Origin of the sequence: Zymobacter sp. IVIA_12111.31 C1 (assembly GCF_047495495.1) — a bacterium.
Classification (GTDB): Bacteria; Pseudomonadota; Gammaproteobacteria; order Pseudomonadales; family Halomonadaceae; genus Zymobacter.
In genome coordinates this window covers 1,502,640-1,514,384 of the sequence record NZ_CP179930.1, presented here as the reverse complement: position 1 = coordinate 1,514,384, position 11,745 = coordinate 1,502,640, and the positions used below count along the sequence as shown (strand labels likewise).

General features: G+C 49.3%; 16 protein-coding genes. 7 read left to right on the top strand and 9 right to left on the bottom strand.

Going from position 1 to position 11,745, the window contains the following annotated elements; translation table 11 throughout:
• Positions 1–88 precede the first annotated feature (88 nt).
• From ACMHYW_RS06810 to ACMHYW_RS06800, 3 genes are read left to right on the top strand one after another with little or no spacing between them, the layout of a single operon-like run.
• On the top strand, positions 89–391 hold the full coding sequence (locus tag ACMHYW_RS06810) for a hypothetical protein (protein WP_414499262.1): 303 nt from the start codon (positions 89–91) through the stop codon (positions 389–391).
• Between the two features lies 1 nt (position 392).
• Positions 393–521, top strand: coding sequence for a hypothetical protein (locus tag ACMHYW_RS06805; protein WP_414499261.1), 129 nt, complete (start codon positions 393–395; stop codon positions 519–521).
• 6 nt (positions 522–527) lie between these two features.
• Positions 528–692: a hypothetical protein gene (locus ACMHYW_RS06800; protein ID WP_414499260.1), complete on the top strand. Its 165-nt coding sequence runs from the start codon at positions 528–530 to the stop codon at positions 690–692.
• Between the two features lie 92 nt (positions 693–784).
• Here ACMHYW_RS06800 and ACMHYW_RS06795 read toward each other — a convergent pair whose 3' ends face one another.
• Positions 785–1,432: a carbonic anhydrase gene (locus ACMHYW_RS06795; RefSeq protein ID WP_414499259.1), complete on the bottom strand. Its 648-nt coding sequence runs from the start codon at positions 1,430–1,432 to the stop codon at positions 785–787.
• A 162-nt stretch (positions 1,433–1,594) separates the two neighbouring features.
• On the opposite strand from ACMHYW_RS06795, the gene gorA reads away from it, so the two are divergent.
• The 3 genes from gorA (at position 1,595) to ACMHYW_RS06780 (ending at position 4,008) form a co-directional block, all read left to right on the top strand.
• Positions 1,595–2,959 carry a glutathione-disulfide reductase gene (gene gorA / locus ACMHYW_RS06790; protein WP_414499258.1) on the top strand — a complete coding sequence of 455 codons (1,365 nt, stop codon included), beginning with the start codon at positions 1,595–1,597 and terminating at the stop codon, positions 2,957–2,959.
• 216 nt (positions 2,960–3,175) lie between these two features.
• On the top strand, positions 3,176–3,391 hold the full coding sequence (locus ACMHYW_RS06785) for a hypothetical protein (protein WP_414499257.1): 216 nt from the start codon (positions 3,176–3,178) through the stop codon (positions 3,389–3,391).
• A gap of 290 nt (positions 3,392–3,681) precedes the next feature.
• Positions 3,682–4,008, top strand: a complete 327-nt coding sequence (locus ACMHYW_RS06780; protein WP_414499256.1) for a hypothetical protein — start codon at positions 3,682–3,684, stop codon at positions 4,006–4,008.
• A 73-nt stretch (positions 4,009–4,081) separates the two neighbouring features.
• Here the strand turns inward: ACMHYW_RS06780 and purH are convergent, their stop codons facing one another.
• On the bottom strand, positions 4,082–5,674 hold the full coding sequence (gene purH / locus ACMHYW_RS06775; RefSeq protein ID WP_414499255.1) for a bifunctional phosphoribosylaminoimidazolecarboxamide formyltransferase/IMP cyclohydrolase: 1,593 nt from the start codon (positions 5,672–5,674) through the stop codon (positions 4,082–4,084).
• 207 nt (positions 5,675–5,881) lie between these two features.
• Between purH and ACMHYW_RS06770 the strand changes: the two genes are divergently transcribed.
• Positions 5,882–6,085, top strand: a complete 204-nt coding sequence (locus tag ACMHYW_RS06770; RefSeq protein ID WP_414499254.1) for a hypothetical protein — start codon at positions 5,882–5,884, stop codon at positions 6,083–6,085.
• A gap of 67 nt (positions 6,086–6,152) precedes the next feature.
• Here the strand turns inward: ACMHYW_RS06770 and ACMHYW_RS06765 are convergent, their stop codons facing one another.
• The 7 genes from ACMHYW_RS06765 to prmA form a co-directional block, all read right to left on the bottom strand.
• On the bottom strand, positions 6,153–6,581 hold the full coding sequence (locus tag ACMHYW_RS06765; RefSeq protein ID WP_414499253.1) for an Hcp family type VI secretion system effector: 429 nt from the start codon (positions 6,579–6,581) through the stop codon (positions 6,153–6,155).
• 88 nt (positions 6,582–6,669) lie between these two features.
• A complete protein-coding gene (locus ACMHYW_RS06760; RefSeq protein WP_414499252.1) occupies positions 6,670–7,071 on the bottom strand; it encodes a lysozyme inhibitor LprI family protein in 402 nt (133 codons plus the stop codon).
• A complete protein-coding gene (locus ACMHYW_RS06755; protein WP_414499251.1) occupies positions 7,052–7,714 on the bottom strand; it encodes a hypothetical protein in 663 nt (220 codons plus the stop codon). Before ACMHYW_RS06755 ends, ACMHYW_RS06760 begins: the two co-directional genes overlap by 20 nt.
• A gap of 554 nt (positions 7,715–8,268) precedes the next feature.
• Entirely contained in the window at positions 8,269–8,985 is a 717-nt protein-coding gene (locus ACMHYW_RS06750; RefSeq protein ID WP_414499250.1) for a LuxR C-terminal-related transcriptional regulator, read from the bottom strand.
• 507 nt (positions 8,986–9,492) lie between these two features.
• Positions 9,493–9,798, bottom strand: a complete 306-nt coding sequence (fis, locus tag ACMHYW_RS06745) for a DNA-binding transcriptional regulator Fis (protein WP_414499249.1) — start codon at positions 9,796–9,798, stop codon at positions 9,493–9,495.
• Between the two features lie 10 nt (positions 9,799–9,808).
• Positions 9,809–10,813: a tRNA dihydrouridine synthase DusB gene (gene dusB, locus ACMHYW_RS06740; RefSeq protein WP_414499248.1), complete on the bottom strand. Its 1,005-nt coding sequence runs from the start codon at positions 10,811–10,813 to the stop codon at positions 9,809–9,811.
• Between the two features lie 9 nt (positions 10,814–10,822).
• Positions 10,823–11,734, bottom strand: a complete 912-nt coding sequence (gene prmA, locus ACMHYW_RS06735) for a 50S ribosomal protein L11 methyltransferase (protein ID WP_414499247.1) — start codon at positions 11,732–11,734, stop codon at positions 10,823–10,825.
• Between the last annotated feature and the right edge of the window lie 11 nt (positions 11,735–11,745).

The window sequence follows — 11,745 nt, the reverse complement described above, 5'->3', positions numbered from 1 at the left end:
TTCCCAAGGTGTACCGCTTTAAAAGGCTGCACCGTTGGGAAGGCATTTTTCATGGTCATAACGTAGCGATCTTGATTCGGGGAAATGGATGTCCTACGAATATGTCATTTCAGGCCCGCCGGACGTGGCTGTCGAGGTGCTTTACGCCGCGCTGGACAAAGCGCTGACCGATATGCCTGGCTATGTCTGTTCGTTCAGAGAGGCTGCCGCTGCCTGTTATCGGGCTGAGCAGCGTACCTCTCCCGATGGCTGGGGATGCGATATCGAGCTGTACCTCCAGTGTGGACGTGTTTTTATGACGATCTACAGCGGTATTCCCGATGAAATTGACCGGTATTTGCACGCCACGCTGCGTGTGGAGCGGTTGAGCTTCACTATGGATGAGCAATGAAATGATGAAAGGTGGTATCGAGCGGATGGCCGAGCTGAAAGAACTGTTTCAGCGTACTCTGACCAAAGAAGAGCATCTGAGTGGGGAAGAGAGTGATCGCATCCGTGCCAGCGGCATGGCGCAGGCATGAGCATTCATGGCAAGCGTGACGCATGAACCGTTGCTGTATGCTCAGTGTCAGCAGCTGCTGGCCGATCACGTTGGCTGCGCCGAGGATGTTGCGGTGTTGCGTGCGCTGATTGACGAGAATGATACGGTCGATGAGATTGTACGGCAGTCCAGCGTTGCTCGTTGGCTATGAGCCCCACTGAATGCGTTGGTGCAGGTCGTCAATGCCAATAAAAAGGCCAGCCTCATCGGGCTGGCCTTTTCTTCGTTATCGGTGAACGATGTTTATTCTGCACGGTCCAGATACAGCTGCTCGACCTGATCAAGACCAGACACGGTGCAGTCCAGCGGAGTCACTCGACCGTTCTGCAGGCTGTAGCACCAGCCATGGATCACCAGTTCCTGCTCGTTCAGCCAAGCACGTTGGATTACGTTGGCACGGGCCAGCTTGCGTACCTGACGGCGAACGTTGAATTCGCACATCCGATCGACCTGTTGGTCATGAGGCAAGTGAGCCAGCTCGCTGCGGCGGCGTGAGTATTCTTCACGGATATCCAGCAACCAGTTATCGACCATGCCCGTGGTGCCGCCGGGCGTCATGGCGGTCTGGACACCGCCGCAGCCATAATGGCCGACAACGAGAATATGTTTTACCTTTAGTACTTCGACAGCGTACTGGATCACGGACATCGCGTTGATGTCGGTGGGGTAGACCATATTACCCACGTTGCGGTGTACGAACACTTCGCCCGGGGGAAGGTCAATGATCTGGTTGGCAGGTACACGGCTATCAGAGCAGCCAATCCAGAGGAAATCGGGTGATTGCTGATGCTGGAGCCGGGAAAAGAATTCGGCGTCCTGCTCAGCCATACGATCAGACCAGAGGGCATTGCGTTCCAGCAGGTCCTGGATCTCAGGGTGTGCTTGACACATGGCAGACTCATCTTCCAAATGTAAATCAGTGGATGTACAGCATAACGCATCTAACCTTAGTAGTACGGTATGCTTTTAAGGTGTGACGCTTACTTTCCCTATATGGATGAGTATTATTCACGTCTCTCTATTTGCAACCCGCTGACAAGGAGCATCGGCAGCATGGCAGAATACGATTATCAGCTCTTCGTGATCGGAGCAGGCTCTGGCGGCGTACGCGCCGCGCGTACGGCAGCTTCGCGTGGCGTCAAAGTTGCCGTTGCCGAAGACCGCTATCTAGGCGGCACGTGTGTGAATGTCGGCTGTGTTCCTAAGAAACTTTATAGCATCGCCGCACATTACCATGAAGATTTTTCAGATAGTGAAGGCTTCGGCTGGACGCTAGAGCAGGCCCCGCGCTTTACGTGGGCCACACTGCGTGACCACAAGAAGGATGAGATTTCACGCCTGAACGGGATCTACCAACGCCTGCTGGATAACTCGGGCGTTACGACGATCGAAGGCCGGGCGAGTATCGTCGACGATCATCACGTCAAGGTGAACGGCCAGACATACAGTGCCGAAACGATCCTTGTTGCGGTAGGCGGTTGGCCGTGGCGCCCGGATATTCCTGGCAGCGAACATATGATCGACTCCAACGCCGTATTCGACCTGCCGGAGTTCCCACAGCGCTTTCTCGTTTACGGCGGAGGCTATATCGCCGTCGAGTTCGCTAGTATTTTCAATGGACTGGGAGCCGATACGACACTGGTTTATCGTGGCGAGCTGTTCCTGCGCGGGTTCGATCACGAAGTGCGCGAGTTCACCCGCGATGAGATGGCCAAGAAAGGCGTCACACTGACGTTCGACACGTCGATCAACCGTATTGACAGGCAGGCCGACGGTTCACTGAAAGTCACGTTGGATAACGGCGATGCCATTGAGGTGGATCAAGTGCTGTGTGCAACAGGACGTCGGCCACATTTTGACGGTTTGGGGTTGGACAATATCAGCGTCGAGCTGACCGATAGTGGCAAACTCAAGGTCGATGACTACTACCGCACCGCTACCCCATCGGTATGTGCACTGGGCGATATTATTGACGGGCCAGAACTGACCCCTGTCGCTTTGGCGCATGCTATGCGTTTTGTCAGCTACCACTATGAAAACGTTACTCCGTTACCGTTCGATGCTGGCCACGTTGCGACGGCCGTGTTCTGTCATCCTAATATCGGTACCGTTGGGGTTAGCGAAGAGCGCGCTCGCGAACAGTTCGACGCGATTCGCGTCTACAGCACCTCGTTCCGCCCGATGAAGCATACGCTTTCAGGGCGCGACGCACGCTGCTTGATGAAACTGATCGTTGACGATGCTAGCGATCGTGTAGTTGGTGCGCATATGGTGGGGGACGATGCAGGAGAGCTTATCCAAGGGATTGCTATTGCCGTACGGGCAGGGCTGACCAAAGCTGACTTTGATGCCACGATAGGCATCCATCCTACAAGCGCCGAAGAATTTGTCACCATGCGCACACTGACACGCCGCTGATGAATCAAAGCAAGGTGGATCGTCAAGAGGCTTTGCTCTGATGACCAGGCGATCACTGTCGATCGCTTTTATCCACTACTGACTCAAAAGAAGCCGCCTGACATAGATGTCTGGCGGTTTTTTATTGCTTCGAAAAAATGTATTACGTGTTGTCTTCGAGGATAACAAATATAGATTTGTCTGGCTGATTGCTAATTCTTATATGATGTTTTATTAATGATATGTGATCGCATTAATTGTTACCTGAAAACGAGTATTACGGGCAATAGAGCTAGGAATAAAAAACTGGCCTATATAAACAGAAAGGCAAAGGCAAAGGCAAAGGCAAAGGCAAAGGCAAAGGCAAAGGCAAAGGCAAAGGCAAAGGCAAAGGCAAAGGCAAAGGCAAAGGCAAAGGCAAAGGCAAAGGCAAAGGCAAAGGCCGTTATATAGTGGTTATTTTTTTATAATGTCAATGCGGCAGCGTTCGTGATTAATACTGAAATTAATGTTTATATATCTAGTCTATTTAAAGGATATACTAAATTGGCGTAAGCCATTGTCATTTAGTAACGAAGTGTAGCGCAATCAAATAGATGTGGTTCGTATCGTATTTATATTTGAGCGATTGTAGGCTCAAATAATAGGCCGTTACCCTCTTTTATTGAATAGGTGCTTAACTTAAAAGGTACAGTATATGTACACGCTTCCGTGTGCGTCATTCAATATAAAAGGAATCTTATATGCACGACAACACGCCTATTCATTGTCACATGGTCAAGAAAACGCTTTTGAGTGTAGGTTTGCTGCTGGTCGCTGTCAGCTTGGCCAATACCGTAGGTGCGCAAGACCTAGGTGGCTTCTGGCAAAGCAGTGAAATGAGGGGATCCGGCACCGAAGAGCCTTCTCGCGCTGAGGTTTGGAGTAATCAGTGGAGCAGTGCCTATAACCGATGCAAGAGTGCGTTTGCCGACACTCGCTCGGTGCGCCTTGAACGCGTGATAGCCAGCCGCCTTGGCGCTGGACGGTTCAATATGACCGGTGAGTGGATTTGTCGCAGCGACGCATAATTGTCGCTGATGGCAAAGACAGCCGCGCCCTTCTGTGGAGAAGGGCGCGGCTGTCGCGTTTCTGATGTGCGGATCAGTGACGGAAGTGGCGCTTCCCGGTGAAGATCATGGCAATGCCCACTTCGTTGGCGGCCTGGATAACCTCTTCATCACGGATGGAACCGCCGGGCTGAATGACAGCTTTGATCCCGACACTGGCGGCATTGTCGATGCCGTCGCGGAACGGGAAAAAGGCGTCAGAAGCCATAACGGCGCCTTCGACCTGCAGACCGGCATGCTCGGCCTTGATGGCGGCGATGCGGGCAGAGTTGACGCGGCTCATCTGACCCGCCCCTACGCCGATGGTGCGTTCGTCACGGGCATAAACAATGGCGTTGGACTTCACGAAATGCGCGATATGCCAAGCAAACAGCAAGTCGCGGTATTCCTGTTTGGTTGGCGCACGATCAGTGACGACGTGGAACTCACTTTCATCGTCGACACCGGCATCCTGCGTCTGGACCAGCAGGCCGCCCGTCACGCGCTTCATGTCCCACTGCGGCTGTGCCGATGTGCTGAAATCACCGCATTCGAGTACGCGAACATTAGGCTTGGCCTGCGTCACGGCCAAAGCTTCTGGTGTGATGTGGGGCGCGATGATGACCTCGACAAATTGCTTACCGATGATATCGCTGGCCGTATCGGCATCCAGCGGACGGTTAAAAGCAATGATGCCCCCGAAGGAGGACTCAGGGTCGGTTTCGAAGGCCCGGGCATAGGCTGTGCGAATGCCGCCTTCTTCATTACTGACGGTAGCGACACCACACGGGTTGGCATGCTTGACGATGACACAGGCCGGCGCTTCGAAGCCTTTGACCGCTTCGAGTGCGGCATCGGTATCGGCGATATTGTTGTACGACAGAGCCTTGCCTTGCAGCGCTTTGGCCGTAGAAATGCAGCCTGCCGGTGGATGCGGCTCGGTATAGAACGCGGCCTGCTGGTGCGGATTTTCGCCGTAGCGCAGGGTGCTCTGGAGATGTAGCTCCGGCTGCCATTCCGCCGGGAACTCATCTGGCGTTACTGTGGCATCGCCGCGCTGGCAGTGCTGCAGATAGTGAGCGATGGCCGTGTCGTAGGCTGCAGTGTGCGCGAATGCCTTGCAGGCGAGACGAAAGCGTGTTTCGTGGTCGACCTTACCGTCGTAACGTTCGAGCGTGTTGATCAGAGCCGAGTAGTCCGCTGGATCGACGACAATAGTAGTATGGCTGTGATTCTTGGCGCAGGAACGCACCATGGCTGGCCCGCCGATATCGATATTTTCAATGGCATCTTCGAACGAGCAGTCAGGACGAGCGATAGTGGCTTCGAAGGGGTAAAGATTGACAACGACCATGTCGATGGGAGGAATGTCGCGCGCTTTCATGACGTCATCGTCGAGACCGCGGCGTCCCAGGATGCCACCATGGATACGAGGATGCAGGGTCTTAACACGACCGCCCATAATTTCCGGAAAACCGGTGTGCTCGGACACTTCCGTCACTTCGATCCCGTGTTCCTTGAGCGTGCGGTAGGTACCGCCGGTAGACAGCAGCTCGACTCCGTGTCCGATAAGCGCTTGAGCGAGCGGTACTAGCCCTTGCTTGTCCGAAACGCTCAACAAGGCACGACGAACGGGTGTCAACGACATGGTAGATGATCTCCTGGGCAAAGTAGTAGGACAGGCACTGCATGAATAGCACGTTTGCCCTGAGGTCTTGCCTCCTTCTGCGGGAGGCTACAACCGCAGGAATACTGTTTTTTCAAGAGCGTATCATCGCTTCCAGAAACAAACAGATATAGCTTGCCCTGCACTGGGCAAGCCCTCAATAGAACATCGAAAGTACAGCAGAATGGCGTGAAAAAACAGTCCTTGTATGTACTGTTCGGGGCTGAGAGGCTGCCTTTTGATGTGATGAAAGTGCGCTATAGGCCCGAAAATAGAGGCTTTGCACAGGAGGTTGGCTATCAGCAAAGGTGTGCAGAAAAAAATGATGAGGTGTTGATAAAAATACATGGGGAGGCGCGTATTGCCTCACCGGTGATGACTCAATTTCCGTAGTGCCTAGTGTGGAAGAAGAAGCCCGCTCACGCGGGCTTCTGTCTTATTAATTTGGTTTCAACCTATCTCACGAAGCATACGTTTTATTCGCTACGCGATCCCACCCACCACTGATGTTGCCTCCAGCCTGGCCTGTAGCACGGCTCTGTTGAATGTATGTGAATGAGATACGGCCATAGCTAAAGTTGACATGCTCAAGAGGGAGATCATCATGAGTGCTCCCGAAGGCAGAAACATTAGTGATAATTGCTTCTTCAAGCTTTATTTGTAAATATTTTTCTTGCTTACCACCAGCTCTATTAATATGAATTACTATGTTTTTGATATGTTTTCCTGACGCACACAATTCGAACAATTTAGGAGATGATTTATCAATGTGCTTACTAATACTGAAATCTGGAAAGTTTGATTTTCCAGCAGTAGCTCCGCCTGCACTTGATGCAGTAGCTGAAACAATCTGTTCTACTGTATAACGAAAGTCGGTAATTTCAATCACAATCTTTGTGATTTGAATCTAACGCTTCACCAGCAATTCCGTCGATTTTCAAATAAGCATCAAAAGCCATTCTTAATCACCTCAGCATTTAATTTATGATAAGAAGTTTTTTGTAAGACTCTGTTCTTTCTGTATACATGTTGGAAACACACTCTAGATAAGCAGTGTTGTATGCTTCTCCATCTTCTTCTCCCGCTGGTATTGCTCTCATTGCGCAATCTTTTTCCAACAGTTTAAGCCACTCATTGTTTACGATTTTTTCTTTTTTAACGAATGATTTATAATCATCTGTCATTTTAGAAACATCGCTTATATATTTATCTCTTGTCTTTTTATACTCTTCTTTTTTACTTTCTATTTTTTTATTAAAGCATTCTGTCACTTTATAAGAATATGGTTCGTCGTAACATGAGTTTATTTCTCTAGCATGGCAAATACTAAAAGAAAAAAAACTAATTATAGAAAATACTTTAAAAATCTGAAGGGCCACTGAATGTTCCTCGCAAATATGGAATTCTTTTTCGATTGCTGTCATAAGAGACTAAAGCAGGAAACTTTTCAATACAGTCAGCTAGGTATAAAGGATCATTTTTGGATATAGCATATTGTAAAGAGCTATTCTTAGCAAGGGCACCCTGATAATGCAAATCTACTGCTATATCTAAAATTTTATCATTCAAATCATCCCAGCTTGATTTGTCCCAAGATAATGTTGAGTCTGCTTTGTTTAAGATTTTAATATCTTTTTCAAAGACTTTCTTAGGTACTTTAGCTTTGTATACACTCTTCGTACCAGCATAGTATGTTGAATTCCATATGATTTTAAAAAGCATTATTTTTTGAGCTTTTGTCAATTTTTTTATTTTATTTTTATTTTCGTCAACAAAGCGTTGAGCCTCTTCATGCATTTTTCCAACACCTTCTTTTATTATATTCGCATCTTCTTTGCTTACTCCAATAGCAACCATATCTCTATAAACATCTTCTTTTGTTTTTGTTTTTAGATCGTATCCTGGTCCAATGGTTACACCTGATTTTCCTTTCGGAAAATGCAACGAATTTGTTGCGGGATTTGTGCTTGCACCTTCTGCATGAAACGTAAAATATCCCGGAGGATAGTACCCATTTGCCATTCTATTTCCCCTCAAATTGATTACTAACTAATTAAAAACAATGGGTTGAGTTACTACAAATGAGCAGGGTTGTCATCAACAGTGCACTACACACACAAAAGTGCAGCAATCACTTTGATTTCACAAAGAAACTCATTTTTATATATCGAATTTTAGCGTTTTGATCGCTTATAGCTTCCATCGCGTCAAGAAACAGACACGAAGGGTGTTTTTTTCAGAAAATGCCTAAGAATTTTGCTACAAAGACGTGCTATAAAACTAATTCTATAAAATTTACTATAATTTTGATTTATAAGTAATTTATTAAAAGGTCAATAATATAGTAGATGATCTCCTGGGCAAAGTAGTAGGACCGGCACTGTATGACAGCAGAGAAGCTCAATTCATTGTTGAATCAGAAATAAATTAAAATGTTGAAATATAAAATGCTTTAGGCGTACAGAAAGAATTTGCGGAATGTAAAACAAAACATCTTTTGATAAAACAATAGAAACTATACAATAGCTTAATTGATGCGATATATAAAGCCCGCCGTTAGGCGGGCTAGAGGAGAGTTAATGCAATAGATTAAGGTAAATTGCTTTGACAACGGCAGATGTTTTATTAGGAGTGTTTAATTTAAACATTGCATTTCGTATATGGAAATTAATGGTGCTTTGACTCAAATTAAGTATTTTACTAATTTCCCACCCCGTTTTTCCATCACCTGACCATCTCAACACTTCTTTTTCTCTTTCTGATAGTTGTACTTTTCCTTGAGTTGAAGTTCTTATTCTGGTTATCACACTATGGACAGCCATAGTAATCCACTCTAAATTAAAATTAACATCGTTCTCAAGATAAGACTGTGTCATAATTTCAGGGCTATCTACAAAGAACATACTAAATTGCCCTCCACCTTCAGTCACTGATTGTGCCCATCCGGCTTTATGCCCCCAGCTGAAATATTCTTCTAGCATTTCAGGATCTTTTTCAAAAATTTCGCCTTCACTTTCTCCCGTCCATATCGCTGGGATATTTGTTTTTGAGCAGTGAGTAGTAACAGGTGCTTCATCATAGCCACCAGAAGTGTTTTTTTGATGAACTTTATCTTCATAAGTTCCTAAAACATATGTTTTTCTATTTGCTAGAGGTATTGCAAATTTTGTTTTAAATGTACAGAATTCAAATCCCAGCGGTTTAACTACTTTCAAGCTTGCATCGAGAACATCTTGCATATCTATCGCATTCTGTAAATCGTTAAAAAGATCTATCTGCCATTGACTGTTCATTTTGTCGCACCCCACATGATTTTTTCTTTATCCCGCTACTATAAGTAAGTTTTAGTGTCAATGGCTACTGAACTAAAGAGCAGCTATTAAAAATAAACCCACCTTGAAAGGTGGGTTTATGGGCAATGAAATAGGATTATCTGCATCTAAATTTTTTACGCACTTTTTCTTTTAAAATTCCGTTGCATAGATAATATTTTTACATATTCCCGTCCTGCTCTATCCATTTGTATTTTTATATGACAGATTTCTTTTTTAACTGAGATATCATTTTAATATAGAAACACTCCCGCTCAATAAAATTTCCAATCGAGTTGTTGTACACATTTTTGAACCAACACCAGAAGCATCTGAGTTTTATGAGCTATTTACCATAGCGGCAAAGCTGCTTCTATTATGTATATGGGGTTTGTCGCCGTGACCTGCCTCTTGGTTGAGCCAATACATGTCACGGCGTGTCATTAGCGATGGTGCCAATAAGGCTGATGCAGGAGTAGAGCGGGGCGGTTACAGCAGGTTGTACTGTTTGAGTTTCTTGCGCAGTGTACCGCGGTTGAGTCCAAGCATCTGCGAGGCATGCGTTTGGTTGCCATGCACGTAGTCCATGACGCTGCTGAGCAGAGGGGCTTCGACCTCGGCCAGTACCATGTCATACAGGTCGGTTACCGTTTCTCCATCTAGATGATGGAAATAGCGCTGCATCGTTGCGGCAACGGTCTCGCGTAGCGTCGCCTGCGATTCCTGCACAGCGTGCTGCTGAGCAGAAGAGGCGGGATGCGTATCGGCGTGCTTCGGTTGTGTATCGTGGCTCATGATGTCTTTCTCACATGCTGGCGCATATTGGCGACAGAAATGCGTGCACGAACGCGCGCTGTTGCTCTGGCGTCTCGAGTGCATTGAAACGGGCGCGAGCCTGTTGGCCTTCCGGTAGGGTTTGAAGGTACCAGCCCACGTGCTTTCGGGCGATGCGCACGCCCATGTAATCGCCGTAGTGTTGATACAGCGCGCTTAAGTGCATCTGCATGACTGCGAGCCGTTCGTTGGCAGAGGGTGGGGCAAGATACTCTCCCGTCTGCAGGTAGTGAACGATCTCCCTGAATAGCCATGGGTTCCCTTGGGCACTGCGGCCAATCATGACGGCATCGGCCTCAGTGTGTTGCAGAACGCGATAGGCCTTTTCCGGTGAGTCGATGTCGCCATTGGCGAATACCGGAATATCGACAGCCTGTCGGATGGCCGCGATAGTGTCGTATTCCGCTTCGCCAGTATAGCGTTGTTCACGCGTACGGCCGTGAACGGCGAGCGCTTGAATGCCCAGCGATTCGGCCAGCCGGGCGATGCGCATGCCGTTACGCGTATTTTCGCACCACCCCGTACGGATCTTGAGCGTGACCGGTACGTCGACGGCGGATACCACGGCGGCCAAGATATCGCCAACCAGTCGTTCATCGCGTAGCAGTGCTGAGCCAGCTGCTTTGTTGCACACTTTCTTGGCCGGGCAGCCCATATTGATGTCGATGATCTGGGCGCCGTGTTCGACATTGCCTCGTGCTGCGTCTGCGAGCATTTCGGGATCGCCGCCGGCAATCTGAACGATGCGGGGTTCGGGTTCGCCACGATGGTCAAGGCGCAGTTTCGACTTTGCCGTATGCCATAGAGTCCGGTCGGAGGTGACCATTTCCGATACGGTTAGCCCCGCGCCCAGCTGTCGGCACAGCTGACGAAAGGGACGATCCGTGACACCGGCCATCGGGGCCAAAATGCACGGTGTTGTCAGCGCATAGGGGCCGATAGTGGGTAGTCGCGGCGGCAGAACGGTAAAGCTCATGCGTTTACATCACTCCGGGCGGTAGCCATCAACGCGAATCCAGCCTTCACGCTCTACCGGCGGCTTGACGAACAGGCCCTGCGCTTCGTACGCCGCAACGATATCGTTAGCTTGGTTGGCCAGAATGCCGGACAACGCAAAGCGGCCACCGGGAGCAACATAGTCCGCGATCATGGGCGCCAGCTCGACGAGTGGTCCCGCCAGAATGTTGGCCACCACGATATCGTAGGTTTCCTGCGGTGCATTTTCGGGGTAGTGCAGCGTGAACTGCGCGTCCTCGATGGCGTTGCGTTGAGCATTGTCGCGGCTGGCCAGTAGGGCTTGCGGGTCGATGTCCGTGCCGCGGGCGTAGCGCGCGCCCAGCTTGAGGCCTGCGATTGCCAGAATGCCAGAACCGCAGCCTACATCCAGCAGGGTATGACCCTGTAGAACACCTTCCACAGCTTGCTGGTCTAGCCATTCCAGACACAGCGCAGTGGTAGGGTGCGTGCCGGTACCGAAGGCAAGGCCCGGATCAAGGATGAGGTTGACGGCGTCCGGTTCGGGTGGTTCGTGCCAGCTCGGGACGATCCATAGGCGTTCGCCCATGCGCAGTGGGTGGAAGTCGTCCATCCAAACTCGCGTCCAGTCCTGATCTTGTAGGATCTCGTAGTCGATCTGCGGGGCGGGTACCTCCGGCAGCTGACTAGCCCAGCCTTGCTGTACACGACTCAGCATGCCGTCAACGCCTTCAAGGTCGTCGTACAGTCCTTTCAGTACGGTATGTGCCCACAGTGGCGTGGTGCCGCGCTCTGGTTCGAATACCGGTGTGTCCTCGGCATCTTCGAGCGTGATGGCGCAAGCGCCCTCATCGGTCAGCAGTGATTCGAGCAGATCGGCGTGTTCAGGGGCGATACAGGCCTTGAGCTGAAGCCATGCCATGGCAGCAATAC

Excerpts from the sequence above, each read along its gene's own strand:
- ACMHYW_RS06785 (WP_414499257.1), top strand. The coding sequence starts at position 3,176 with ATGATATGTGATCGCATTAATTGTTACCTGAAAACGAGTATTACGGGC.
- ACMHYW_RS06780 (WP_414499256.1), top strand. The coding sequence starts at position 3,682 with ATGCACGACAACACGCCTATTCATTGTCACATGGTCAAGAAAACGCTT.
- fis (WP_414499249.1), bottom strand. The coding sequence starts at position 9,798 with ATGAGCCACGATACACAACCGAAGCACGCCGATACGCATCCCGCCTCT.
- dusB (WP_414499248.1), bottom strand. The coding sequence starts at position 10,813 with ATGAGCTTTACCGTTCTGCCGCCGCGACTACCCACTATCGGCCCCTAT.
- prmA (WP_414499247.1), bottom strand. The coding sequence starts at position 11,734 with ATGGCATGGCTTCAGCTCAAGGCCTGTATCGCCCCTGAACACGCCGAT.
- ACMHYW_RS06750 (WP_414499250.1), bottom strand. The coding sequence starts at position 8,985 with ATGAACAGTCAATGGCAGATAGATCTTTTTAACGATTTACAGAATGCG.
- ACMHYW_RS06805 (WP_414499261.1), top strand. The coding sequence starts at position 393 with ATGATGAAAGGTGGTATCGAGCGGATGGCCGAGCTGAAAGAACTGTTT.
- ACMHYW_RS06800 (WP_414499260.1), top strand. The coding sequence starts at position 528 with ATGGCAAGCGTGACGCATGAACCGTTGCTGTATGCTCAGTGTCAGCAG.
- gorA (WP_414499258.1), top strand. The coding sequence starts at position 1,595 with ATGGCAGAATACGATTATCAGCTCTTCGTGATCGGAGCAGGCTCTGGC.
- ACMHYW_RS06755 (WP_414499251.1), bottom strand. The coding sequence starts at position 7,714 with ATGGCAAATGGGTACTATCCTCCGGGATATTTTACGTTTCATGCAGAA.
- ACMHYW_RS06795 (WP_414499259.1), bottom strand. The coding sequence starts at position 1,432 with ATGTGTCAAGCACACCCTGAGATCCAGGACCTGCTGGAACGCAATGCC.
- purH (WP_414499255.1), bottom strand. The coding sequence starts at position 5,674 with ATGTCGTTGACACCCGTTCGTCGTGCCTTGTTGAGCGTTTCGGACAAG.
- ACMHYW_RS06810 (WP_414499262.1), top strand. The coding sequence starts at position 89 with ATGTCCTACGAATATGTCATTTCAGGCCCGCCGGACGTGGCTGTCGAG.